The organism is Azospirillum sp. VT-I1 (assembly GCF_055698305.1).
Genome location: NZ_CP168802.1, coordinates 179,741 through 203,481 on the forward strand (window position 1 = coordinate 179,741; position 23,741 = coordinate 203,481).

The following is a 23,741-nucleotide window of genomic DNA, read 5'->3' on the forward strand; positions in this document are numbered from 1 at the left end:
TTGATGTAATCGAATAGCGATTACAGAGACGGACACCATGCAGATCAAGGAGATCGCGTGTGGACGTGATCGCTGAGCTGTCGGGCCTGATCGGCGCCGACGCCGTTCTGACATCCAAATCCGACCTGGAGGGCGCGACGGAGGACTGGCGCGGCCGCTATCGCGGGCCGGCGCTCTGCCTCGTCCGCCCGGCGAATGCCGAGCAGGTGGCCGCGGTGGTGCGCTGTTGCGCCCGCCATGGGATTCCGCTGCTGCCGCAGGGCGGCAACACCAGCCTGTGCGGCGGCGCCACCCCGTCGGAAACCGGCCCGGCGCCGGTGATCCTCAATCTGGCGCGCATGCGCGCGGTGCGCGGCATCGACCCGGTCAACAGCACGATGGAGGTCGAGGCCGGCTGCGTGCTCGCCACCGTGCAGGAAGCGGCGGCGGCGGCGGGGCGGCTCTATCCGGTCAGCCTGGGCGCCGAAGGCTCCTGCCAGATCGGCGGGACCATCGCGACCAATGCCGGCGGCACGTCCGTCCTGCGCTATGGCAACACGCGCGACAATGTGCTGGGGCTGGAGGTGGTGCTGGCCAACGGCACCATCTGGTCCGGCCTGTACGGCCTGCGCAAGAACAACACCGGCTACGACCTGAAGCACCTGTTCATCGGGTCGGAAGGCACGCTGGGCATCATCACCGCGGCGACGCTGAAGCTGCATCCGCTGCCGACGCGCCATGCCGTCGCCTGGGTCGGAATGGCGTCGCCGGCCGACGCGCTGACGCTGCTGACCCGCGTGCAGGAGCGCTGCGGCGCCCGGCTGTCGGCCTTCGAGATGATCAACCGCCTGCAGCTCGATCTGGTGGTGGAACAGGTTCCGGGCCGCCGCAGCCCGATCGAGACGCCGGCCGACTGGCATGTGCTGATCGAGCTGTCGGACAACAGCGACGGCGACGCGCTGGACCTGGAGCTTCAGGCGATCCTGGAGGACGCTTTCGGCGACGGGCTGCTGACCGATGCGGCGCTCGCCGCCAGCGATGCGCAGCGCCACGCCCTGTGGGAGGTGCGCCACAGCGTGTCGGAGGCGAACAAGAAGGCCGGCGTCGGGCTGACCACCGATTGCGCGGTGCCGCTGTCGGCCGTGCCCGCCTTCATCGACGGCGCGACCGCCGCGGTGCAGGCGCTGGTGCCCGGCCTGCCGGCCATCGTCGTCGCCCATCTCGGTGACGGCAACGTCCACTTCATCCCCTTCTTCACCTTCGACGCCTGGAATGCAATTGCCGACCGCGAGGCGCTGGCCGCCGCCATCCGCCATGCGGTGAACGACGAGGCCGCCCGGCTGAACGGCACCTTCAGCGCCGAACACGGCGTCGGCCGCGTCCAGCTGGGCGAGATGGCGCGCTACAAGCCCGCCGCCGAACTGGCGCTGATGCGCGCGGTCAAGCAGGCGCTCGACCCGCAGAACCTCTTCAATCCCGGCCGCCTGCTGCCGCCGGGCTGAGCACCCTTTCCGTCCCTTCTTCGCCGTTCCGGCCCATCAAGAGGAGTTCCGACATGAGCATCCGCCAATCCGGTTGGTCCCGCCGCACCCTGCTGAAAGCCGGCGCCGTCGGCGCTTCCGCCCTTGCCATGCCGGCGATCTGGAGCCCGGCCCGCGCGCAGAACAAGCGGATCGTCGTGCGCGACGACGGCGGCATCTACACCAAGGCCTATGGCGAGGTGTTCTACAAGCCCTTCACCGCCGCGACCGGCATCGAGGTGGTCGGCGTCCAGGCCAATGCCGAGCCGACCGCGCAGATCCGCTCGATGGTGGAAGCGAAGTCCTACACCTGGGACATGGCCAAGATCAGCCAGCCGGCCATCCTGATGCTGACCGGCGGCGACAAGCCGCTGCTGGAGAAACACGGGCTGGAGGCCGACCCGGCCGTCGCCGCCATCCCCAAGCAGTACATGTCGGAATACGGCGTCGGCACCAACGTCTACACCACGGTGCTGGCCTACCGCACCGACGCTTTCAAGGACCGCAAGGCGCCGGCCTCGTGGAAGGACTTCTACGACGTCGCCAACTTCCCCGGCCGCCGCGCCCTGCGCAAGCACCCGTTCGACACCATCGAGCAGGCGCTGATGGCCGACGGCGTGCCCACGGGCGAGGTCTATCCCTGCGACCTCGACCGTGCCTTCAAGGCGCTGGACCGCATCAAGAAGGACATCTCGGTTTTCTGGACCAGCGGCGCGCAGGTCGAACAGATGCTGCTGTCGGGCGAGGTGGACATGGTGCCGACCTGGGTCTCGCGTCCGCAGGCGGCCATCGCCGCCGGCGCGCCGGTCGGCATCGTCTGGGACCAGAACATCTGGGGCCTGGACAGCTGGGCCATCCTGGCCGGCACGCCGAACGCCGACGCCTGCCGCCAGTTCATCAAGTTCGCCTCCGACCCCAAGCGTCAGGCCGAGCTGGTGAAGTATTTCCCGGCCGGCGTCACCCAGCCGGACGCCTTCAAGCACATCGACGCCAAGATCGCCGCCGACTGCCCGACCTTCCCGGCCAACATCGAGCGCGGCCTGCAGATCAACGCCGACTACTGGCTGAAGAACCAGCAGAAGGGTCTGGAGCGCTACAATGCCTGGCTGCTGAGCTGAGGCGCGCCGGGGAGGGAAAGCGACTTTGCAGTGCGCCCTCTCCCCACCCCTCGCAAATCCTATCCCCCTTCGGCCCCACCCCCTTCGCGAGGAGGCGCGCATGTCTTCTTCCAGCCTTTCCGTCCAGGGCCTTGCCAAGCGCTACGGCGACTTCGTGGCGCTCGCCCCGACGGATCTCGTCGTCGCCGACGGCGAATTCCTGACGCTGCTCGGCCCGTCGGGCTCCGGCAAGACGACGCTGCTCAGCCTGCTGGCCGGGCTGGTGCCGCCCGACGAGGGAAGCGTGCGCATCGGGTCGCAGGACGTCACCTATGCCCCGCCCTATGAGCGCGACATCGGCGTGGTGTTCCAGAACTACGCGCTCTTCCCCCACATGACCATCGAGGAGAACATCGCCTTCCCGCTGAAGATGCGGAAGGTGGGAGCGGCGGACGCCAAGCGGCGGGCGCGCGAGGCGCTGGAGATGGTGCATCTGCCGCACATCGCCGGCCGTTACCCTCGTGAGCTGTCGGGCGGCCAGCAGCAGCGCGTCGCCCTTGCCCGCTGCATGGTCTACAAGCCGTCGATCATCCTGATGGACGAGCCGCTGGGCGCGCTCGACAAGAAGCTGCGCGAGCACATGCAGCTGGAAATCAAGCGCCTGCACCGCGAGATGGGAACGACGGTCGTCTACGTCACCCACGACCAGGAAGAGGCGATGACGATGTCAGACCGCATCTGCCTGATGAATGCCGGGCGGATCGAACAGCTGGGCACGCCGGCCGACCTGTATTTCCGTCCGCGCTCGCTGTTCGTCGCCGATTTCCTGGGCGAATCCAACATCCTGCCCGCGGCACTCCGCAGCCGCAGCGGCGACGAGGTGGAGATCGGGCTAGGCACTCAGGGCATTCCTGGCCGGGCGCTCGCCAACGGCAACGACCTGCCGCCGGGCACCGAGGTGCGCGTGATGGTGCGGCCGCAGAACCTGACCGTCGCGCGCGGGGCCGGAACCGGTGCCGGCGGCCTGCAGGGCCGGGTGTCGGAGGTGATGGTGACCGGCAGCCTGACCAAGGTCTACATGGAGCCGCTGGACGGCAAGCTGCCGCCGCTGGTCGCCGCCTTCCCCACCCGCAACGAGACCGACGCGGTGCGCATCGACGACGTGCTGACGCTGTCCTGGAGCGGGCGCGATGCCGTGGTGATCGCCGACAAGATCGCCGACAGCGCCCGCGCGGCCGGGACGGCGTGAGATGAGCGGACAGTCCATGGCCATGACCCAATCCCTTGGCGCCAAACGCCACTCGCCCCCGCCGGCCTGGCGCAAGCCGGTGCTGATGGGCGCCCCGCTCGTCCTGCTGCTCGTCGCCTTCCTGGTCTTCCCGGTCGGGCAGCTGCTGATGCTCAGCGTCCACAACGGGCAGGGCTTCACGCTGGCACCCTATGCGCAGCTGTTCGCCTCCAGCCTCTACGTCACCGTCCTGTGGATCACGCTGAAGATCTCGCTGGCGACGACGCTGGTCGCGGTGGTCGCGGCCTATCCGGTCGCCTACCTGATCTCCATCGCCAAGGGGCCGGCGAAGCGCCGGCTGATCTTCTGGGTGCTGCTGTCCTTCTGGACCAGCTTCCTGGTGCGCGCCTTCGCCTGGGTCGTCATCCTCGGCCGCAACGGCGTGGTCAACAGCACGCTGATGTCGCTGGGCATCATCGACCGCCCGGCCGACCTGCTCTACGGCTTCGGCGCCGTGCTGGTCGGCATGGTGCACGCCATGCTGCCGCTGGCGGTGATGACCATGCTGGCGGTGATGGAGAACATCGACCGCACCCTGCCGCGCGCCGCCGGCACGCTGGGAGCAAAGCCCGGCACCGCCTTCTGGACCGTCTATTTCCCGCTGTCGCTGCCGGGTGTTGCCGCCGCGGCGATCATGGTCTTCGTGTCGGCCATCGGCTTCTTCATCGTGCCCGCCCTGCTGGGCGGCCGGAAGGAGACGATGATCACCCAGCTTATCATCGACCAGGTGCAGCAGACGCTGAACTGGGGTCTGGCCGGCGCCATCTCGGTCCTGCTGCTGACGGTCGTGCTGGTGGTGTTCGTGCTGTACGACCGCGTCTTCGGCTTCGCCTCGCTGACCGGGGAGAGCGCCGTGGTGCGCAACCGCGACACCGCCATGCGGCGGCTGGGTGGGCGCGTGCTGGCCGCACTCGGCTCGGCGAGCGATGCACTGATCGGCCTGCTGCCGCGCCGCCACCCCATCCGCGGCCGGTCCGAGAAGCCGGTGGCGCTGACCGCCTTCGTCTGGATGCTGCTGGTGCTGATCAGCCTGCCCGCCTTCCTGATGATCCCGCTGTCCTTCGGCAAGGGCGGCCTCGCCTGGCCGCCGTCGGGCTTCACGCTGCAATGGTACGAACAGCTGCTGGACTCGCCGATCTGGATGCAGGCGCTGTGGCGGTCCATCGTGGTGGCGTTCGGCACCGGCCTCTTGTCGATGGCGATCGGCGTTCCCGCCGCCTTCCTGATGGTGCGCAGCCAGATGCGGGGCAAGGGCGCCATGCTGGCCTTCATCCTGTCGCCCATCGTCGTGCCGCGCATGATCATCGCCGTCGGCATGTTCTATGTCTTCGCCCAGATGGGGCTGGTCGGCACCGTGCTGGGTCTGGTCATCGGCCACACGGTGGTCGCCGTGCCCTATGTGGTGATGACGATGATGGCGGTGCTGCGCAACTACGACACCCGGCTCGACCTTGCGGCGCAGAGCCTGGGCGCCCGGCCGCTGGCGGCGCTGCGGCACGTCACCTTCCCGATCCTGGGGGCCGGCATGCTGTCCTCCTTCCTGTTCGCCTTCGCCACCTCCTTCGACGAGCTGACCATCTCCCTGTTCTCCTCGGGCGGGCTGAGCGCCACGCTGCCCAAGCAGTTCTGGGACGAGGTGACGCTGCAGGTCTCCCCCGTCATCGCGGCGGTGTCGACCGGGCTGCTGCTGTTCGTCGCCACCCTGATCTATGTCGCGGACCGGCTGCGCCGGCGCAGCCTCGCCGGCTGAGACCGGCTCCGCGACCGCCTTTCACCACCCGTTTCTTCCAAGGACAAGACATGCTTGACGCCACGAAGCTTCGCGGCATTCTGCCCGCCACCCCGACGCCGGTGACAGCCGACGGCACCATCGACGTCGCGGCCTCGCGGGCGCTGTTCTCCTGGCTGTTCCGCCAGGGGATCGACGGGCTGGTCCCGCTCGGCGGCACCGGCGAGTATGGCGCGCTGGCGAAGGACCAGCGCATCCGCTTCGCCGAGCTGTCGGTCGAGGCGATGGCCGGCGCCGGAGAGAAGCGCGGCCCGGTGATCGCAGGCGTGCTCGACACCGGCTATTACGACGCGCTGTCGGCCGGCCGCGATTTCGCGGCGGCGGGCGTGGACGGGCTGCTGGTGCTGACCCCCTACTACACCAACCCGACGCAGGCCGGCATCCGCGACTATTTCCTGCGCTATGCCGACGAATCGCCGGTGCCGATCCTGATCTACGAGATCCCCTACCGCACCCGCATCGCCATCGATCCGGAGATCCTGCACGAGCTGTCGCGGCACGAGCGGATCGTCGGAATGAAGGCCTGCAACACCGACATGTACCATTTCCTGCGCACGGTGGCGGGGGTGGACCCCTCCTTCGCGGTGCTGAGCGGCGAGGACACGCTGTTCCCGCTGCAGGTGGCGGCCGGGGCCAAGGGCGGCATCGTGGTGACGGCCAACCTGCTGCCGCGGGCGTGGCGTCTGATCCACGACCTCGCCTCCACCGGCAAGCTCGACAAGGCGCTGGAGATCCACCGCACGCTGATCCCGATGATGAACATGGCCTTCGCCGAGACCAACCCCGGCCCGATGAAGTCGGTGATGGACCTGATCGGCGTCGATGCCCCGGCGATGCTGGCGCCGCTGCGCGAACCGGCCGAGCCGCTGAAGCGGTCGCTGCGGCGCGAGCTGTCGCGCCTGCTCGTCACCTATGAGGGAATGCCGGCCGCCCAGCCGGTATGATCGGTGGCAACCGCGCGACGCGTGGCAATCGGTCCGCCGGATGCTATGCGTTAGCGCGGGAGGCGCCGGGCGATGGCGTGAAGGCGCTGGCCCGGCCGGATGAAGAAGCCTTGGGGGATTGCCGATGACGCGGACAGCAGGACGGACGCCGAAGGCGGAAGGAACCGTGACGGATATTGGCCCGGCTGCGGCGGCAGGGGAGCCGGACACCAGGAAGGCCGACCCGCGCGACTCCTCGCTGTTCGTCGGCTCGACCGAGAAGACCTTCCAGATCCTGCATGCCTTCGACGGGCCGCACCGGCAGATGCCGCTGTCGGAGATCGCCAAGGCCGCCAACCTGGACCGCAGCGCCGCCCAGCGGCTGGTCTATACGCTGGAGGTGCTGGGCTATCTGCGCCGCGTCCACGGCACGCGCAACTATGCGCTGACGCCGAAGCTGCTGCAGTTCTCCTACAACTACCTGCGGGCCAACGAGCTGATCGAGAAGGCCTTTCCCTATCTTCTCGACATCAGCCGCAGCGTCGGCGAGACCACCAACCTGCAGGAACTGGACGGCGCCGAGATCGTCTTCGTCGCCCGCTTCCCCGGCAAGCATCTGGTCAACATCGAGTTCATGGTCGGCAGCCGCCTGCCCGCCTATTACACGGCGTCCGGCACCGCCATCCTGTCGCGCCTGTCGGAGGAGGAGCGGGAGGACATCCTGGCCCGCACCGACCTGCGCCCGCTGACCCCCTTCACCGTCTGCGACCCCGACCGGCTGCGCGCCCGCGTGCGCGAGGCCGGCGAGAAGGGCTATGCCCTGCTGACCAACGAGACGGTGATGGGCGACATCTCCGTCGGCGCCGCCATCACCGACGAGCATGGCCGCGCGGTCGCCGGCCTCAGCATCTCCGTGCCCGCCACCCGCTGGACGCCGGAGCAGGTCGAACAGGAGCTTGCCCGCCATGTGCAGGTGGCGGCGGCCTCCATCTCCGTCCACAAATTCGGCAGCTATTCCCGATAGCGCCGCATCCCACAGAAGGCGGTTGACCCCCATGGCGGCCCATCAGGCATGCCTGAACATCGACGAGCTGCGCCGGCGCGCCCGCCGCTTCCTGCCGCGCGGCCTGTTCGAGTACATCGACCGCGGCACCGAGGACGAATCCTCCCTGCGCCGGCTGCGCCAAAGCTTCGAGCAGGCGGAGTTGACGCCGCGGGTGCTGGTCGATTGCAGCGAACGCCACACCGGCGTGACGCTGTTCGGCCGCGAGCGCCCGCTGCCCTTCGTCATCGCGCCCACCGCCGCCGCCGGTCTGGTCCGCTATGACGGAGAGGTTCTGCTGGCGCGGGCCGCCCGCGCCGCCGGCATCCCCTTCTGCGTCTCGACCCAGTCGATCACCAGCATCGAGAGGATCGCCGAGTCCGGGGCGGAGCTGTGGTTCCAGCTCTATGTCTGGCGCGACCGCAGCCTGACCCACGCCCTGCTCGACCGGGTCGCCGCCTGCGGCGTCGATACGCTGATCCTGACGGTGGACACCGCCGTTTCGCCGAAACGCGAGTATAACCGACACAACGGCTTCAACGTGCCGGTGGTGCCGTCCCTGCGCGGCGCGCTGGACGTGGCGCGCCATCCGGCCTGGGCGGCCGGCGTGCTGCTGCGCCTGCTGGCCAATGGCGGCTGGCCCGGCTACGCCCATTATCCGGAGCGGTTCCGCACCCGCATCACCGACGCCACGGCGCATGACCCGATCAGGCTGTGCGACCGGGTGAGCTGGGACGACGTGGTGGAACTGCGCCGCCGCTGGGCCGGGCGGATCATCCTGAAGGGCCTGCTGGCGCCGGAGGACGCGTTGCGCGCAGCCGAGTCCGGGGTCGAGGCCATCGTGGTGTCGAACCATGGCGGGCGCAACCTGGACTGCGCGCCGTCGCCGCTGACCGTCTTGCCGCGCATCATGGATGCGGTCGGCGGCCGGATGACGGTGCTGGCCGACAGCGGCGTGCGGCGCGGCAGCGACGCCGCGAAGCTGCTGGCCGCGGGAGCGGCGGCGGTGCTGCTCGGCCGGGCGCCGCTGTTCGGGCTCGCCGCCGGCGGACAGGCGGGAGCGGAGCATGCGCTGGCGATCCTGCAGGACGAGTTGGACCGGACCATGGCCCTGCTCGGCTGCCGCACAGTTGCGGAGTTGCGGGGGTAAGGGGAGATCTTTCCGAAGCTTATGATACTGTGGCGCATCAGTCAGATGCCTCCAACGTCATGAGGAAAGATCGCACAATGTCGAACAACGCCCCAAAAACGGCGATCGTCACCGGCGCAACCTCCGGATTCGGCGATGCCATCGCCCGGCGTCTGGTGGCTGAGGGATGGCGGATCGTCGCCACCGGCCGGCGGCAGGACCGGTTGGACGCGCTGGTCCAGGCGCTGGGCGGGCCGACGGTGGTGCATCCGCTGTGCTTCGACATCCGGGACGAGGAGGCGACGCGCGCCGCACTGGCGTCCCTGCCGGACGGCTTCGCCGACATCTCGGTGCTGGTCAACAATGCCGGGCTGGCGCTGGGCACCAAAGCGGCGCAGGACTGCGACCTCGAGCAGTGGCGAACCATGATCGACACCAACGTCACCGGGCTGGTGACGATCACCCGGCTGCTGCTGGACCGGCTGATCGCGCAGCGCGGGCTGATCGTCAACCTCGCCTCCGTCGCCTCCAGCTGGCCCTATCCAGGCGGCAACGTCTATGGCGGCACCAAGGCCTTCGTGAAGCAGTTCTCGCTCGGCCTGCGCAGCGACCTGTCGGCGCATGGCGTGCGCGTGACCTCCATCGAGCCGGGGCTGGCGGAAAGCGAGTTCACGCTGGTGCGCACCGGCGGCGACAAGGCGGCCTATGATGCGCTCTATGCCGGGGCCAACCCGCTGCAGCCCGAGGACATCGCCGAGACGGTGCGCTGGGTGGTGTCGCTGCCGCCCCACGTCAACATCAACAGCGTGGAGATCATGCCGGTCAGCCAGTCCTGGTCGCCCTTCAAGATCCACCGCGAAACGCCGGCCTGACGCGCAGTTTCGCGCACAGCATATCGCCGATCGAGATGGGCGCCGCCGGACCTGCAACCGGCGGCGCCCGTTTTTTTGGCCCCGCCACCGGCATGTCCCGGAAAAAATCAACGAAGCCAGACATCTGTTGCGCCCAGCAAGAATCGGTGCTTATAGTGCGAACGATTCGCATTATCGATGCGAGTGATACGCATTCTCTAATTTAGCATCGACATCCGACCGGCCTGGGGGGAACCGCGCCGGCCGCCGATGTCGTGCCGAAGGCATCGTTTGGCAGGGGAGCCGACAGCATGAAACGAGTTCGCGGCAAGGCCGCCGTCCGCCACACCGCCCATCCGTGTGGCGACCGATCAGCCGCGCCTGAAGCCCGCAAATCCGGCCTGCGCCCCGCCGCCGTCGCGGCCGGGCTGGCCGCCGCCGTTCTGACCGGCAGCGCGGTCTTCGCGCCCGTGGCCCATGCCCAGACGGCGGCGGCCACCGTCAACGCCGACATTCCCGCAGGCCCGCTGGCCGAGGCGCTGAGCCGCTTCGCCGCACAGGCCGGCGTGACGGTGCAGGCGGACCCTGCGGCGGTCCGCGGCAAGACCTCCCCCGGCCTGAAAGGCTCCACCACGGTGGAGGACGGCTTCCGCCGCCTGCTGGCAGGCAGCAGTTACGGCATCGCCCGCGCGGGATCGGGCTATACCCTGGTCGCGCAGAGCGCGGCTGCTCCGGCCGCCGCCCCGGCCGCAGCCGCGGACAGCACGACCCTGCCGGCCCTGCAGGTGACGGCCAACGGGATGATGCCCGGCGGGCTGGCGCAGCCCTATGCCGGCGGGCAGGTGGCGCGCGGCGGGTCGATCGGCCTGCTGGGCAGCCGCGACGTCATGGACACGCCCTTCAGCACGGTCAACTACACATCCGAGCTGATCGAGAACCAGCAGGCGCGCACCGCGGCCGACACGCTGATCAACGACGCCTCGGTGCGGCTGACCACCGGCAGCAACGGCTTCGACGACACCTTCCAGATCCGCGGCTATGCGGTGGGTGCCGGCGACGTCGGCTTCAACGGCATGTTCGGTCTGGTGTCGTCCAACCGCGTGCCGGCACAGATCGTCGAGCGGATCGAGCTGCTGAAGGGGCCGGGCGCGCTGGCCAACGGCATCGCCCCCGGCGGCAGCATCGGCGGCGGCATCAACATCCTTGCCAAGCGCGCCGGCGACGAGCCGCTGACCCGCGTCACCACCACCTACATGAGCGACGCCAACCTGACCGCGCATGTGGATGTCGGCCGCCGGTTCGGCGAGAACAAGGAATGGGGCGTCCGCTTCAACGGACTGATGCGCAACGGCGAGGCGTCGGTCGACGGCGGCAACCTCCGCTCCGGCCTGGGCGCCCTGGCGGTCGATTACCGCGGCGAGCGGCTGCGCTGGTCGATGGACGCCATCACCCAGCGTGACGACACCGACAATTTCCGTCCGCAGATCAGCCTGCTGCCGACCACAACCGCCATTCCCTCCCCGCCCGACGCGCGCAGCAACTGGTATCCCGGCACCGTGCTGGTGCAGAAGGACGTCACCGTCGCCTCCAACATCGAGGTGGACCTGACCGACAGCCTGACCGCCTATGCCGGCATCGGCTACCGCAAGGGCGAGAACGACCAGACCTTCCCCAGCTCGACCACCGCGGTGAACGCGCTGGGCAACTTCACGGTCCGCAACGCCTATTACGATTCCTACTCGCGCACGGTCACCGGCACCGCGGGCGCCCGCTGGCGGTTCGAGACCGGCCCGGTCCATCACTCTCTGAATGTCGGCTACACCGGCTTCAAGCGCGACGAGGGCAACGCCTACATCCAGTCGGCCGGCTCCGCCCTGTCGAACATCTACAACCCGTCGCCGCTGCCGGTCATCACGGCGGCCCGCACCTCGGCACGCAAGTCGGCGGAAACCACACTGACCAGCTTCGCGCTGGCCGACACCCTGTCGGTGCTGGACGACCGGGTGATGCTGACGCTTGGCGCCCGCCGCCAGAAGGTGCATGTCGACAGCTTCAGCACCGCGACCGGCCTGCAGACCGGCACCTACGACGCCAGCGCGACCTCGCCGCTGGCGGGGCTGGTGGTCAAGCCGCTGTCCAACGTCTCGGTCTACGCGAACTATGCCGAGGGGCTGACGCGCGGCACCGTGGTCGGCGCCGGCTATGCCAACACCGGCGCGGTTCTGGCCCCCTTCAAGTCGAAGCAGTATGAGGCCGGCGTCAAAGTCGACTGGGGTTCGGTCACCACCACGGCGGCGGTGTTCCAGCTGACCAAGCCGAACTCGATCCGCAATGCCGCCAACGAGCTTGCCTATGACGGCGAGCAGCGCAACCGCGGCCTGGAGCTGTCGGTCTATGGCGAAATCCTGCCCGGCCTGCGCGGCATGGCCAGCGCCGCCTTCATGGACCCGAAGCTGACGCGCACCGCCACCGCCGCGGTGCAGGGCAACGATGCCGCCGGCGTGCCGGACAAGACCTTCTCGGCCGGCCTGGATTGGGAAACCCCGTGGGTCCAGGGCCTCGCCCTCAACGGACGGGTGATCTACACCTCCGGCTCCTACCTGACCGACGCCAACACCCTGCGCTTCGACGGCTGGACCCGCTTCGACATCGGCGCGCGCTATGCCACCAGCATCGTCGGCACGCCGGTCACCTTCCGCGCCAATGTCGAGAACCTGTTCGACAAGGATTATTGGCTGACCACCGGCACCTACGTGACCGTCGGCGCGCCGCGCACGGTGCTGCTGTCCGCTTCCGCCGATTTCTGATCCCCCTCTCCCCGATCCAGTGGATTAGCCATGAACAGACTGTCCATCGCCATCGTTGCCCTGCTGGGGCTCGCGGCGCCCGCCAACGCCCACCAGATCTGGATCGAACAGCCCGACGGCCAGAACGCGGTGATCCGCTTCGGCGAGTTCGGCGAGAACCTGCGCGAAGCGTCGCCCGGCCTGCTCGACAAGTTCGTCAAGCCGGCCGGCACGCTGGTCTCCGCCAAGGGTGAACGGGCATCGGAGGCGGCCAAGAGCGCCACCGGCTTCACCCTGCCCTTCAAGGCCGGCGAGGGCGAGAGCATCGTCGCCGACGACCCGCTCTACCCGCTCTATCCCGGCAAGGAGAACGGGAAGGAGACCGCCAACTGGTACCACCCGTCTGCGCGCCTGATCACCGGCTTTGCCGAGCAGAAGCCGAAGCTGGCCCTGGATCTGGTGCCCGCCGGCGAGCCCGGCCGCTTCAAGCTGTTCTTCAAGGGCCAGCCCAAGGCGAAGACCAAGGTGTCGCTGGTCACCCAGTCCGGCTGGGCCAAGGAAGGCTATACCGACGAGCAGGGGATCGTCAGCTTCGACCTGCCGTGGAAGGGCACCTATGTGGCCGAGGTCAGCCTGACCGACCGTACCCCCGGCGAGCGTCCGGGCGCCAACGGCACGGAGCGCTATGACGCCGTGAGCTACGCCACCACCGTGACCTACGTCCACGGCGACGGCCTGCCGCCGCTTCCCGCCGGTCCGGCGGCAGCGCCGCACCAATGACCCCGCTGGTCGACCGCGTCCGCCGCGTCGGTCCGCTCTGCTCGCGCATCGTCGCCGCGCTGTTCGGCGGCTATGCGCTGGCGGCGCTCGGCAGCGTGGCGGCGCTGGCATTGCCGATGGACAAGCCGCAGGCGGTGCTCACCGGCATGCTGGCGAGCTTCGCGATCTATGCCGGCGCGGTGGTTTGGGTCTTCGCGGCGCGCAGCGCGCTGCGGGCCTGGGCCGGACTGCTGGCGGCGGCGGTGCCGCTGCTGGCGGCGGCGTGGTCGGTCTGGTGAGGGGGAAAGGGCCCGTGAAGACGGACAGCGTGAAGACCGATAAAGCGCAGCGTCCCGCCGGCCGCGGCATCCGCCAGAGCATGTCGGGCCTGCACATCTGGGCCGGCCTGCTGCTGGGCTGGGTGCTGTACGCCATGTTCCTGACCGGGACGGTGTCCTACTTCAAGGACGAGCTGTCGCAATGGATGCGGCCGGAGCTGGCCCATCAGGCGGAGTTGCCCGACCCGGCCCTGGTCGCCCAGCGCATCGCCGACGAACTGGTCGCCAGCGTGCCCGGCAGCCCGCAATGGAGCATGCGCCTGCCGGATGCGCGCACCAACAGCGTCTACGCCTTCTGGCGCACGGCGCCGGGGGAGCGGGTGCGGAGGGTGGCCGGCGGGCCTTCGGGGAGGCGGCGTTCGATCCCGCCACCGGCGGCAAGGTGACCGCGCGCGACACCCTGGGCGGTGACTTCTTCTACCGCTTCCATTTCCAGTTCCACTACATGCCGGCGCTGTGGGGGCGGTGGATCGCCGGGGCGGCGGCGATGTTCATGCTGGTCGCCATCGTCAGCGGCGTCATCACCCACAAGAAGATCTTCGTCGATTTCTTCACCTTCCGCGGCGGCAAGGGACAGCGGTCGTGGCTCGACGCGCACAACGCGCTGTCGGTGTTCGGCCTGCCCTTCCACTTCATGATCACCTACACCGGGCTGGTCACGCTGATGGCGCTCTACATGCCCTGGGGCGAGCAGATGGCGATCAAAACGCAGGTCGAACGGCAGCAGATGACCGCCGAGCTGAACGCCTTCATCCAGCCGGGCAAGCCCAGCGGACAGGCGGTGCCGCTGGCCCCGGTAGCGGAGATGGTGCGCCACGCGCAGGAGCGCTGGGGCCACGACAATGTCGGCCGGGTCACCGCCACCAATCCCGGCGATTCCACCGCCCGCGTGGCGGTGGCGCGCGGCGAGTCCGGCCGCGTCTCCATGAGCCCGCAATACATGCTGTTCGAGGGCACGACCGGCCGGCTGCTGGAGGTCCGCGAAAGCGTGGGCGGGGCGGCCGAGACACGCGGCGTGCTGTATGCCCTGCATCTGGGGCGGTTCAGCGACGGGGTGACGCGCTGGCTCTATTTCCTCGTCAGCCTGATGGGCACGGCGATGGTCGGGACCGGGCTGGTGATGTCGACGGTGAAGCGCCGGCAGAAGCTGGCCGACCCAGAGCGGCCCCATATCGGCTTCCGCATCGTCGAGCGGCTGAACATCGCCAGCATCGCCGGCCTGTCGGTCGCCATGACGGCCTATCTGTGGGGCAACCGCCTGCTGCCGACGGGCATGGCGGAGCGCGCGGCCTGGGAAATCCACCTGTTCTTCGCCGTCTGGGCGCTGACGCTGGTCCATGCGGTGCTGCGCCCGGCCAAGGCGGCCTGGATCGAGCAGTTGTGGGCGGCTGCGGCGCTGCTGGCCCTGTTGCCGGTGCTGAATACCGTCACGACGAACCGGCCGCTGTGGCACAGCCTGGGTCAGGGCGATTGGGTGTTCATCGGCACGGATTTGATGTGCTGGGCGCTGGCAGCACTCCATGCGGTGCTGGCGCTACGCACCGCCCGGCATCGGCCGAAGCTGCGGGCGGTGCCCGCGAAAGGGCGGGCCGGCATCATCGGCGGCGCGCTGGAGGAGGGGCGGTCATGATGCATCTGCTGTCTTTCGCGCTGAGCCTCGCCGGCTTCGCGGCGCTGGCCCTGGCGATGGAGCGCCAGCAGCACGACCTGTTCGGACGCCGTCTTCAACCCGCCGTGACGCGTGCCCTTCGCGTCACGGGGAGCAGCGCCCTGCTGCTGGCGCTGGGGGTGCTGGTGAACCGGCAGGGCTGGGGTCTCGGCCTCGTCATGTTCAGCGGCCACACCAGCCTCGCCGCGGGCGTCGTGTTCTGCACGCTCATCCGCCTTACCAAAACGGCTCAGTCGCGGCCCTTGCCGACCAGCAGCCGTTCCAGCCCATAGACGCGGTCGAGCACCAGCATGGCGGCGACCGTCAGGAAGATCAGAACCGCCGACACCGCGGCGACCAGCGGGTCGATGTTGTCCTGGATGTAGAGGAACAGGCGCACCGGCAGGGTCGTCGTTTCCGGCGAGGCGATGAAGACGGTCATCGTCACCTCGTCGAAGCTGTTGATGAAGGCCAGCACCCAGCCGCTGGCGACGCCCGGCAGGATCAGCGGCAGCGTCACCCGGCGGAAGCAGGTCCAGGAGGAGGCGCCGAGCGACGCCGCCGCATTCTCCACCGCGCGGTCCATGCCGGTGGACGCCGCCAGGATCAGGCGCAGCGCGAAGGGCAGGATGATGATGACGTGGCTCAACACCAGCCCGAGGAAGGTGCCGCCCAGCCCGATCATCGTGAAGAAGCGCAGGAAGGCGATGCCGAGAACGATGTGCGGCACCATCAGCGGCGACAGAAACAGCGCTTGGATCGCCTCGCGCCCGAAGAACTGGTGGCGCGCGATGGCGAGTGCCGCCGGCACCGCCACCAGGATCGCCAGCGTCGACGACACCGCCCCCAGCAGCAGGCTGTCCTTGAAGGCGCGGATGAATTCCGGATTGTCGCCGATGGCGCGGAACCAGCGCAGCGACAGCCCCTCGGTCGGCAAGGACAGGTAGCCTTGCGAGGTGAAGGCCACGGCGCAGACGATCAGGATCGGCGCCAGCAGGAAGCCCAGGAACAGGACGTGGAAGATCAGCGCGATCGGGCCGTTGCGGTTCATTCGAACACCTGTTTGTAGCGACGTTCGACCAGCCGGTTGCAGCCGACGATGATGACGATGTTGGCGACCAGCAGCAGCACAGCCACCGTGGCGCCCAACGGCCAGTTCAGCGTGTTCAGGAACTCGTCATAAGCCAGCGTCGCCGCCACCTTCAGCCGCCGCCCGCCAATGATCGCCGGGGTGGCGAAGGCGCTGGCCGCCAGCGCGAAGACGATGATGGAGCCCGACAGGATGCCCGGCACGATCTGCGGCAGCACCACCCGGCGCATCACCGTCAGCGGCCCGGCGCCCAGCGACAGCGCCGCATTCTCCACCTGCGGGTCAAGCCGCTGGAGCGACGCCCAGACCGACAGAACCATGAAGGGCACCAGCACATGGGTCAGCGCGATGATGACGCCGGTCTCCGTATACATGAACTCGATCGGCGTCGCGATCAGCCCCAGCGCCATCAGACCCTGGTTGACCAGACCCGTCGAGCCGAACAGCAGCGCCCAGCCCAGCGTGCGCGACACCACCGAGATCAGCAGCGGCCCCAGCACGATCAGCAGGCAGAGCCCGCGCCAGGGTGATTTCATGCGGCGCAGGATGTAGGCCTCCGGCGCGCCGAACACCGCGCAGAGGATCGTCACCACCGCGGCGATGCGGAAGGTGCGCAGGAAGACCTCGTGGAAATAGCTGTCGGCGATGATGTCGGCATAGTTGCCGAGCTGCCAGACATTCTCGATGCCGCCGTAGAAGCTGAAGCTGTTCAGCGACAGAAGGAAGGTCATCACCAGCGGCACCAGCAGCAGCACCGCGAACAGGGCAAGGCCGGGGGCGCTCAGCAGATAGGGCGCCCAGGGCCAGCGGCGCGGACGGCGCGGCGGGGGTGCGGGGGTTGAGGGGGTCGCGGCGGACGCCTGCAGTTGGGTATCGGTGGAGGCCGCCATGCTCATGCCGCCTCCCGGGCGGACGCATCCGCCTCCGGATCGGCCGGCATCACCGCCATGTCCTGCGGACGCCAGCCGATCATCACCCGCTCGCGCTCCGCCGGCAGGGCAGAGCCGTCATGCTGGCGGATCACCATCACGCGACCGGCGGCGGTCTCGATCTCGAACAGCCATTGCGTGCCCTGGAAGACACGGGCCAGCACGGTGCCGCTGAGGCCGCCGGCATCGACAAAGCCGATCTTCTCCGGCCGGACGGCCAGCGCGCCCGGTCCGGGCGGCACCGGCTGCGACACTGGCCACACGCTGTCCGCCACGGTGATGAGGGTCCCGGCCGCGCTACTGCCGACCATGCCCGGCAGCAGGTTGGTGCGGCCGAGGAAGTTGGCGACGAAGGCGTTGGCCGGGCGGTCGTAGGCGTCCTGCGGGGAGGCGACCTGCTGGACGCGGCCCTTGTTCATCACCACCACGCGGTCGGACAGGGCCATCGCCTCCGACTGGTCGTGGGTGACCAGGATCATGGTGGTGCCGACGGTGCGCTGGATGCGGCGCAGCTCGATCTGCATCTCCTCGCGCATCTTTGCGTCGAGATTGGACAGCGGTTCGTCGAGCAGCAGAAGGCTCGGCTTGATGACCAGGGCGCGCGCCAACGCCACGCGCTGCTGCTGGCCGCCGGACATGCGGCGGGGATGGCGGTCGCCATATTGCTCCAGCCCGACCAGCTTCAGCGCGTCCGCCACCATGCGGTCGCGGTCGGCACGGTTGACCTTGCGCATCTCCAGACCGAAGGCGACGTTTTCCGCCGCGGTCATGTGGGGGAACAGGGCGTAGCTCTGGAAGACGATGCCCAGCCCGCGCTCGTTCGGCTTCTTCGCCAGCAGGTCCTGGCCGTCCAGCATCACCCGGCCGCCGTCGGCGTCGAGGAAGCCGGCGATCATCTGCAAGGTGGTGGTCTTGCCGCAGCCCGACGGGCCCAGCAGCGAGATCAGCTCGCCCTTCTCGACGGTCAGCGAGACGCGATCGACCGCCGTCCAGTTGGCGAAGCGCTTGGTCAGTTGGTCGAGAACCAGATAAGTCATGCCGTCGTCTCCCTTTCCCTTCATCCCCCTCTCCCCCCGGGGAGAGGGGGATGCGGCCTCACATCAGCGCTCGATCTCGCGGGTCCAGCGCTTGTTCCAGACTTCGCGGTTCTTGTTGATGGTGTCCCAATCCACCACCAGCAGCTTGCCGACCTGCTCGGGGCCATAGGGGATGCCGACCTGTTTGTCGGCGGGCAGTTCCACCGTCTTGTTCACCGGGCCGAAGCCGGCGCTGACGGCGAGTGCGGTCTGCGCCTCCACGCCCAGCATGTGCTGGATGAACTTCTGCGCCTCCGGCGCATTCTTGCTGCCGGCGACCTGACAGGCGGCGGAGCCGAGAACGATGCCGCCCTCCTTCGGGTAGGTGAAGGTGGCGGGGAAGCCGGTGTCGGCCAGCGCCTTGGCGCGGCCCGAGCCCCAGACGGCGATGACGGCCTGGTTGCTCTGGAACAGCTCGGTCATCTTGCCCGGCGACGGCTCGTAGGCCAGCACGTTCGGGTTGACCTTGTCCTTGAACTCCTTGAATCCCGGCTCGATGTTGGTTTCGCCGCCGCCGTTCAGACGGGCCATCATCACCAGCGCGTGCAGGCCGTAGCTGTTGTTGATCGGCGGAACCACCAGCTTCTTCTTGTAGCGCGGGTCCTCGATGTCCTTCCACGAGGTCGGGGCCGGGATCTTGTTCTCGTCGAAATAGGCCTTGTTGTAGACGATGCCGGTGCCGACTGCGCCGAAGTTGATCGCCTTGCCCGACGGCATCTTCGCCAGATCATAGAGCTGGTCGTAGACCGGCGCCTTCTCCAGGTCGGCGCAGAAGTTCAGCGCCACCGCCTGATACATCGGGCCGTCGTCGAGGATGACGACGTCGATCTGCTGGTTGCCCTTCTGGGCCTGCAGCTTGGCGAGGTTGTCGGTGGAGTTGCCGGCGACATACTCGACCTTCACACCCGTCGCCTTCTCGAAGGCCGGGATGATGTCCTTGCGCATGGTCTGCTCGAAGGAACCGCCATAGGCGGCGACAAAGAGCGTCTTGTCCTGGGCCTGGGCCGTCTGGACCGCGGCCATGCCGCACCACAGGGCCGCCGTCGCCATCAACCCGCACATCACGGAGCGCATCGTCATTCTCCTCTAGAGCCTTGGTCCCTGTTCACGGTCGCTGTCCGCTGTTCACGGGAGTCATCCGGGCCTGATCTGCGGACCGCATCGCGATGCGGGTCCGGATCGCCGTTTTTTACCGTCCCTCACCTTGCCGCCGCCGTTGATGCGGGCTGTTTTTCGGAAAGGTCGCGGCCAGGACGCACGGCAAGGGTGCTGGTGCGGTCACATAACCGTCAAATCGAATAACCGCCATCATTCATCCGGTAATGTTATAATTCCGTGTTCCGAACGAGTTGGAGGCCGGCTTCGGTGCCGCTGCCCGGCCCGAGGAAGCGGTCGCGGAAGCGCGTCGCCTCCTCCATGAAGCCGGCGAGGAAATCCTCGGCGATCATCGACAGCGGCACCTGGGCGGAGCGCAGGATGGCGATGTCGAAGCCGATGCGCGGCTCGAAGGGGCGGACGACCAGCCCGTGCGGGACATAATCCTGGGCGGTGAAGGGATCGACGATCGACACGCCATAGCCGGCCGCCACCATGGCGCAGGCGTTCATCGTCAGCTGGGCTTCCACCCGCATCACCCGCGACACGTCATGGTCGGCGAAGACGGTGTCGATGCGGGAGCGCAGCAGCGCCGGCGGGGTGGTGGAAATGAAGCTCTCCCCCTCGAAATCCTTCGGAACCAGCACGTCCTTGGCGGCGAGCGGATGGCCGGGCGGCAGGATGGCGACGGCGGGAATGCCGGGGATCTTCTCGGTCAGCACCGCCGCATGGTCGATGGGGGTGTGGGCGAATCCCAGCTCGCACTGGCCGGTCGCCACCCAGTCGAGGATGATGGGCGAGGTGCTGCCGCGCAGCGCGATGTCCACCCGCGGCCGTTCGGCAAGGAAGCGCGCGACGTAGCGCGGCAGGAACCCCACGCCCAGCGCCGGCATCGCCGCCACCCGCAGGGCCCCGCTGCGCCGGGCGGTCAGGTCGCGCGCCGTCTGTTCGATCAGTTCCAGCCCGACGAAGGCGCGGTCGACCACCTGATAAAGCGAGATCGCCTCGCTGGTCGGCGCGATGCGGGGGCCGCGCCGTTCGAACAACGTCAGCTTCAGCGCATATTGCAGATCGCTGATCAGTCGGCTGACCGCGGGCTGGGAGATGTTCAGCAGCTCCGCCGCCGCGGTGATGCCGCCGGTCAGCATCACGGCACGGAATGCCTCGATCTGGCGCGGATTAATCATGGCGCCGGTCCCTGGCCGTCAGCCGGCACATAACATTCGGTCATGAAACACCCCTTCGATCTGATTTGACAGTTATAAGTTGGCTGCCGATGCTGTCGCAAGGATCGAGGAGCGGCCGTGCGGCGCAGGGAAGCATCCCGCGGCGTCGGCCCCGAGAAAACCCTGCAGTTCGCAAGCCATCCATGCGTAAAGCCGGCACGGACCGGGCTTTGCGGAAGAGTACGCGATGCATCGCGAAGTATTCGGCACCGCATGCGGGAGCCGGGCCGGCGGATGCGCGCATCACGACAACGGCGGCGGCCGGTGTGCACGGGACACTGTGCGGCGGCGGCGGGAGTGGAGACGATGACGCAGCCCAGTCGGGGCGGAGAATACGACGTCGCCGTGATCGGCGGCGGGCTGGTCGGGTCGGCGCTGGCCTGGGGTCTCGCCCGGTCGGGCCAGAAGGTCGCCATGCTGGACGAGGGCGACATCGCCGTGCGCCCGTCGCGCGGCAACTTCGCCCTGGTCTGGGTGCAGGGCAAGGGCCTGGGCATGCCGGAATATGCCGGCTGGACCAAGAAGTCCTCCGACGACTGGAGCGGCTTCGCCGACCTGCTGCGCGAGCAGACCGGGCTGGACGTCGCCTACCGGCGCCCCGGCGGCTTCATGCCGATGCTGTCGGAGGAGGATCTGCAGGCCCGCGCCAACACCATGATGCGGCTGCACAACCAGCCCGACATGATCCGTTACCCCTACGAGGTGATGGACCGCGAGACGCTGCGCAAGGAACTGCCCTTCATCGGGCCAGACGTGGTCGGCGGCACCTATTGCCCGCTGGACGGCCACTGCAACTCGCTGCGGCTGCTGCGCACCCTGCATAAGGGCATCACGATGCTGGGCGTCGATTACCGGCCCAACCACCGGGTGGAGCGGATCGAGCATCGCGACGGCGGCTTCCGCATGGCGACTGCAGGCGGTGAGGTCCGCGCCGGCAAGATCGTGCTGGCCGCCGGCCATGACAGCGCCCGGCTGGCGCCGATGGTCGGGCTGTCCGCCCCCGTCCGTCCGCAGCGCGGCCATGTCATCGTCACCGAGAAGACCGCGCCCTTCCTGCACCACCCCACCGTCTATGTCCGCCAGACCGACGAGGGCGGGGTGATGATCGGCGACAGCTTCGAGGAAACCGGCTTCGACACCACGCTGCAGCCGGGCATTTCCTCGGCCATCGCAGAGCGCGCCATCCGCTTCTTCCCGCTGCTGGGCAAGCTGAACGTGGTGCGCAGCTGGGCGGCGCTGCGCGTGCTGACGCCGGACGGCTTCCCGATCTACGAGGAGTCGAAGACGGCCCCCGGCGCCTTCGTCGCCACCTGCCACAGCGGCGTGACCCTTGCCGCCAACCATGCGCTGACGCTGGCGCCGCTGATCGCGGCCGGCGGCCTCGGCGACCGTTTTGCGCCCTTCAGCGCCCGGAGGTTCCATGTTCCGCAGGCTGCCTGAGATCGAAACTGCCGCCCAAGCGGTCGCCTTTACCATCGACGGCCGCCCGGCCAGCGCGCGGGCCGGCGACAGCGTCGCCGCCGCCCTACTGGCGAACGGCGTCACTGCCTGCCGCAACACGCCGGTCAGCGGCGCGGCACGCGGTCCCTACTGCATGATGGGCGTCTGCTTCGACTGCCTCGTCACCATCGACGGCACTGGCAACCGCCAGGGCTGTCAGGTGCGCGTGGCTCCCGGCATGGCGGTGGAAACCCAGAACGGCAAGCGCGAGGTGGAACGGTGAACAAGTTCGATTTCGACATCGCCGTCGTCGGTTCCGGTCCGGCCGGTCTCGCCGCCGCAGCACTCGCCGCGTCCAAGGGTGCCTCGGTGGTGCTGCTCGACGAACAGACGGAGCCGGGCGGCCAGATCTACCGCGCCGTCACCGAGACGCCGGTGCGCGACCGCAAGGTGCTCGGCCCCGACTATTGGCATGGCGCCGAGCTGCTGGGTCCGCTGCGCGACAGCGGTGCCGTCCATTGGCCCGGCAGCACGGTGTGGAGCGTCGCCCGCCCGCGAGAGGACGGTCCCAACGGGGAGCGCCGCATCCAGATCGGCCTGTCGCGCAACGGTGCGGCGGTGATGCTGACCGTGCGCCATGTCATCCTGGCGACCGGCGCGCTGGAGCGGCCCTTCCCCATTCCCGGCTGGACCCTGCCGGGCGTGCTGGGCGCCGGTGCGGCGCAGGTGCTGCTGAAGACCTCCGGCCTCGTGCCGTCGGGCGCCACGGTGATGGCGGGCAGCGGGCCGCTGCTGTGGCTGCTGGCCTGGCAGTATCTGCAGGCCGGCGCGCGGATCGATGCCATCCTCGACACCACGCCGAAGGAGAACTGGCGCGCCGCCCTGCCGCTGCTGCCGGGTTTCCTGCGCTCCCCCTATCTCGGCAAGGGCATGAAGCTGATGCTGGAGGTTCGGCGCAAGCTGACCGTCATCGGCAACGTCACGGCCCTGCGCGCCGAAAGCGGCATCGGCGGTGAGGGCGTGCTGAAGAGCGTCGTCTACACCCGCAACGGCACGGAACACCGGCTGCCGGCCGACACGCTGCTGCTGCATCAGGGCGTCGTGCCCAACCTGAACCTCGCCAACGCCACCGGCTGCGCCCAGCGCTGGGACGAGCAGCAGCGCTGCTGGCGCCCGACCACCGACGAGTGGGGCGCCACTTCGATCGAAGGCGTGTCGCTGGCCGGCGACGGCGCCGGCATCGGCGGCGCCCGCGCGGCGGAAGAGGCGGGACGGCTGGCGGCGCTCGACGCGCTGCACCGGCTGGGCCGCATCGGGCGGGAGCAGCGCGACCAAACGGCCGCCCCCTTCCGCGCAGCGCTCGACCGCGCGCTGACCGGCCGTGCCTTCCTCGACACGCTCTACACCCCGGCGGAAGCCTTCCGCGTGCCGGCCGACGACACCATCGTCTGCCGCTGCGAGGAAATCACTGCCGGTGCCGTGCGCGAGGCGGTGCGGATGGGCTGTTCCGGCCCCAATCAGGCCAAGAGCTTCCTGCGCTGCGGCATGGGGCCGTGCCAGGGCCGGCTCTGCGGCCCGACGGTGACGGAGGTCATCGCGGCGGAACGCGGCGTCTCCCCGGCGGAGGTCGGCTATTACCGCCTGCGCCCGCCGGTGAAGCCGATCACGCTCGCCGAACTGGCAGCATTGCCGAAGACCGACGCCGACATCGACGCCGTGTTCAAGCATTGAGGGGA

The 23,741-nt window shown here is 68.9% G+C and carries 20 protein-coding genes and 1 pseudogene; 16 read left to right on the plus strand and 5 right to left on the minus strand.

All coding sequences use genetic code 11. The features are described 5' to 3' along the window. The first annotated feature begins 59 nt into the window (after window positions 1–59). From AB8P05_RS14930 to AB8P05_RS14990, 13 genes and pseudogenes are all read left to right on the plus strand, one after another. Complete coding sequence (locus tag AB8P05_RS14930) at window positions 60–1,481, plus strand: FAD-binding oxidoreductase (protein ID WP_472759881.1); 1,422 nt, start codon at window positions 60–62, stop codon at window positions 1,479–1,481. A 53-nt stretch (window positions 1,482–1,534) separates the two neighbouring features. Beyond that, the gene (locus tag AB8P05_RS14935; RefSeq protein WP_472759882.1) at window positions 1,535–2,617 is read left to right on the plus strand and encodes an ABC transporter substrate-binding protein; all 1,083 of its coding nucleotides are present in this window, start codon (window positions 1,535–1,537) and stop codon (window positions 2,615–2,617) included. Window positions 2,618–2,717: 100 nt separating this feature from the next. Further along, entirely contained in the window at window positions 2,718–3,845 is a 1,128-nt protein-coding gene (locus AB8P05_RS14940) for an ABC transporter ATP-binding protein (protein WP_455173190.1), read from the plus strand. A gap of 22 nt (window positions 3,846–3,867) precedes the next feature. Further along, window positions 3,868–5,634 (plus strand): ABC transporter permease subunit, encoded by a 1,767-nt coding sequence (locus tag AB8P05_RS14945; RefSeq protein WP_472759883.1) that lies wholly within the window; start codon window positions 3,868–3,870, stop codon window positions 5,632–5,634. Window positions 5,635–5,684: 50 nt separating this feature from the next. Beyond that, window positions 5,685–6,617: a dihydrodipicolinate synthase family protein gene (locus AB8P05_RS14950; protein ID WP_472759884.1), complete on the plus strand. Its 933-nt coding sequence runs from the start codon at window positions 5,685–5,687 to the stop codon at window positions 6,615–6,617. Window positions 6,618–6,783: 166 nt separating this feature from the next. After that, on the plus strand, window positions 6,784–7,620 hold the full coding sequence (locus AB8P05_RS14955) for an IclR family transcriptional regulator (protein ID WP_455173193.1): 837 nt from the start codon (window positions 6,784–6,786) through the stop codon (window positions 7,618–7,620). 31 nt (window positions 7,621–7,651) lie between these two features. Then, window positions 7,652–8,788 (plus strand): alpha-hydroxy acid oxidase, encoded by a 1,137-nt coding sequence (locus AB8P05_RS14960; RefSeq protein ID WP_472759885.1) that lies wholly within the window; start codon window positions 7,652–7,654, stop codon window positions 8,786–8,788. A gap of 77 nt (window positions 8,789–8,865) precedes the next feature. Then, on the plus strand, window positions 8,866–9,639 hold the full coding sequence (locus AB8P05_RS14965) for an SDR family NAD(P)-dependent oxidoreductase (RefSeq protein ID WP_472759886.1): 774 nt from the start codon (window positions 8,866–8,868) through the stop codon (window positions 9,637–9,639). 290 nt (window positions 9,640–9,929) lie between these two features. Further along, complete coding sequence (locus tag AB8P05_RS14970; RefSeq protein ID WP_472759887.1) at window positions 9,930–12,425, plus strand: TonB-dependent siderophore receptor; 2,496 nt, start codon at window positions 9,930–9,932, stop codon at window positions 12,423–12,425. Between the two features lie 30 nt (window positions 12,426–12,455). Beyond that, window positions 12,456–13,184 (plus strand): DUF4198 domain-containing protein, encoded by a 729-nt coding sequence (locus AB8P05_RS14975; protein ID WP_472759888.1) that lies wholly within the window; start codon window positions 12,456–12,458, stop codon window positions 13,182–13,184. Beyond that, entirely contained in the window at window positions 13,181–13,462 is a 282-nt protein-coding gene (locus tag AB8P05_RS14980; RefSeq protein WP_472759889.1) for a DUF3649 domain-containing protein, read from the plus strand. The genes AB8P05_RS14975 and AB8P05_RS14980 overlap by 4 nt, the downstream gene beginning before the upstream one ends. Window positions 13,463–13,596: 134 nt before the next feature. Beyond that, window positions 13,597–15,131: pseudogene (locus AB8P05_RS14985) on the plus strand (PepSY-associated TM helix domain-containing protein). After that, the gene (locus tag AB8P05_RS14990; RefSeq protein ID WP_472759890.1) at window positions 15,131–15,442 is read left to right on the plus strand and encodes a DUF3325 domain-containing protein; all 312 of its coding nucleotides are present in this window, start codon (window positions 15,131–15,133) and stop codon (window positions 15,440–15,442) included. The pseudogene AB8P05_RS14985 and the gene AB8P05_RS14990 overlap by 1 nt, the downstream one beginning before the upstream one ends. Here AB8P05_RS14990 and AB8P05_RS14995 read toward each other — a convergent pair. The 5 genes from AB8P05_RS14995 to AB8P05_RS15015 form a co-directional block, all read right to left on the minus strand. Continuing rightward, window positions 15,400–16,200, minus strand: a complete 801-nt coding sequence (locus AB8P05_RS14995) for an ABC transporter permease (RefSeq protein ID WP_472759891.1) — start codon at window positions 16,198–16,200, stop codon at window positions 15,400–15,402. The two genes, AB8P05_RS14990 and AB8P05_RS14995, sit on opposite strands and share 43 nt — an antisense overlap. After that, a complete protein-coding gene (locus AB8P05_RS15000; protein ID WP_472759892.1) occupies window positions 16,197–17,135 on the minus strand; it encodes an ABC transporter permease in 939 nt (312 codons plus the stop codon). Before AB8P05_RS15000 ends, AB8P05_RS14995 begins: the two co-directional genes overlap by 4 nt. Next, window positions 17,132–18,205: an ABC transporter ATP-binding protein gene (locus AB8P05_RS15005; protein WP_472760140.1), complete on the minus strand. Its 1,074-nt coding sequence runs from the start codon at window positions 18,203–18,205 to the stop codon at window positions 17,132–17,134. The genes AB8P05_RS15000 and AB8P05_RS15005 overlap by 4 nt, the downstream gene beginning before the upstream one ends. A 63-nt stretch (window positions 18,206–18,268) precedes the next feature. Further along, on the minus strand, window positions 18,269–19,318 hold the full coding sequence (locus AB8P05_RS15010) for an ABC transporter substrate-binding protein (protein ID WP_472759893.1): 1,050 nt from the start codon (window positions 19,316–19,318) through the stop codon (window positions 18,269–18,271). A 251-nt stretch (window positions 19,319–19,569) separates the two neighbouring features. Further along, on the minus strand, window positions 19,570–20,526 hold the full coding sequence (locus AB8P05_RS15015) for a LysR substrate-binding domain-containing protein (RefSeq protein ID WP_472759894.1): 957 nt from the start codon (window positions 20,524–20,526) through the stop codon (window positions 19,570–19,572). 345 nt (window positions 20,527–20,871) lie between these two features. Here AB8P05_RS15015 and AB8P05_RS15020 point away from each other — a divergent pair, with 345 nt between their 5' ends. From AB8P05_RS15020 to AB8P05_RS15030, 3 genes are read left to right on the plus strand one after another with little or no spacing between them, the layout of a single operon-like run. Beyond that, on the plus strand, window positions 20,872–22,005 hold the full coding sequence (locus tag AB8P05_RS15020) for an NAD(P)/FAD-dependent oxidoreductase (protein ID WP_472759895.1): 1,134 nt from the start codon (window positions 20,872–20,874) through the stop codon (window positions 22,003–22,005). Next, window positions 21,986–22,288 carry a (2Fe-2S)-binding protein gene (locus AB8P05_RS15025; RefSeq protein ID WP_472759896.1) on the plus strand — a complete coding sequence of 101 codons (303 nt, stop codon included), beginning with the start codon at window positions 21,986–21,988 and terminating at the stop codon, window positions 22,286–22,288. The genes AB8P05_RS15020 and AB8P05_RS15025 overlap by 20 nt, the downstream gene beginning before the upstream one ends. Beyond that, window positions 22,285–23,736: an FAD/NAD(P)-dependent oxidoreductase gene (locus AB8P05_RS15030; RefSeq protein WP_472759897.1), complete on the plus strand. Its 1,452-nt coding sequence runs from the start codon at window positions 22,285–22,287 to the stop codon at window positions 23,734–23,736. The genes AB8P05_RS15025 and AB8P05_RS15030 overlap by 4 nt, the downstream gene beginning before the upstream one ends. Window positions 23,737–23,741 lie beyond the last annotated feature (5 nt).